Annotated in this window: 1 protein-coding gene and 1 pseudogene; one reads left to right on the plus strand and one right to left on the minus strand. The window is 65.1% G+C overall.

The features are described from left to right. Positions 1-172 precede the first annotated feature (172 nt). Entirely contained in the window at positions 173-475 is a 303-nt protein-coding gene (locus ACH499_RS34570) for a hypothetical protein (RefSeq protein ID WP_399020991.1), read from the plus strand. 97 nt (positions 476-572) lie between these two features. Here ACH499_RS34570 and ACH499_RS34575 read toward each other — a convergent pair. Then, positions 573-1,173, minus strand: a pseudogene (locus ACH499_RS34575) (IS5 family transposase); the annotation flags it as partial.

The following is a 1,173-nucleotide window of genomic DNA, read 5'->3' on the forward strand; positions in this document are numbered from 1 at the left end:
ACTGATGGTTTCAGAATGAGATCCGGAGGCAGTGAAGGCACATCGGTGCAGCCGGTTGAGGCGAGGGCCTGTCCGGCTTGTCCCATGCGGCTCTGTCTCACAGCCTGACCCACGGCGACCGGCAGCCGCACAGACTTGCCCGTCCGGCCGGGGCACCGTGCATAGTGTGCTCATGGATCGATTCGTGGGTCAGGCCCGCCTCGAATGGTGGGCCAATCACGCGACGTGCCTTGAGAAGTACGACATCGACATCACCATCGCTGTCGACGCGGTCGGCACGTGGCAGGCAACCGGTCGGCATGTCAATGCCCTAGACACGACCCAGCGCGAGGGTTGGGACTTCCTCATGGAGATGGACCCCTACTTCTCCATTGTGTTTCCCGGCGAGGACAACAGCGGGATCTTGGTGAGGGTCTTCGAGGCGGAGGATGGAACTCTCACACTCATGGAGGCGCCGGACGGGACAGCTCCGTGAACATCACCTTCGGCCTCTCCTGAGTTCAGCCCCCAAGGGCGAGAATCGACTTTGCCGCCTTGCCACCGCCTCCGGCATGTCGCCCCTTACTGATCTTTCAGAATGAAGTTCGCAGACGGCGAAGGCATATGAGGCTGCAGGCCAGTTCAAGCAGGCCCTGGTGCAGATCCGCGCGTCGTTCGTAGCGGATGCGGAGCCGCTTGAACTGGTGCAACCAGGCGAAGGCGCGCTCGACGACCCAGCGCACCTTTCCCAGTCCGGAGCCGTGGGCGACCCCGCGTCGGGCGATCACCGGCTTGATGCCGCGCTTCCACAGCAGACGGCGGTATTTGTCGAAGTCGTAGCCCCGATCGGCATACAGACGCCGGGGCTTGCGGCGTGGGCGTCCTCGCAGGCCCCGAATCGCTGGGACGGCGTCCAGCAGCGGCAGCAACTGAGTGACGTCATGCCGGTTTCCGCTGGTGAGCGTGACAGCGAGCGGAGTGCCCTGGCGGTCGACGATCAGATGGTGTTTGGAGCCAGGTCGGGCACGGTCAACGGGCGAGGGACCGACGTGATCCCCCCTTTCAGAGCCCGGACATGCGACCCGTCCACGGCGCAGTCGTCCAGGCCCAGAAGGTCAGCGCGGCGCAGTTCGGTCAGCAGGGCGGCATGCAGACGCGGCCAGACGCCGGCCTCGGTCCAGTCCCGCAGCCGGC

This window comes from Streptomyces sp. NPDC018947, from assembly GCF_044390505.1.
In the GTDB taxonomy this organism is placed as follows: Bacteria; Actinomycetota; Actinomycetes; order Streptomycetales; family Streptomycetaceae; genus Streptomyces.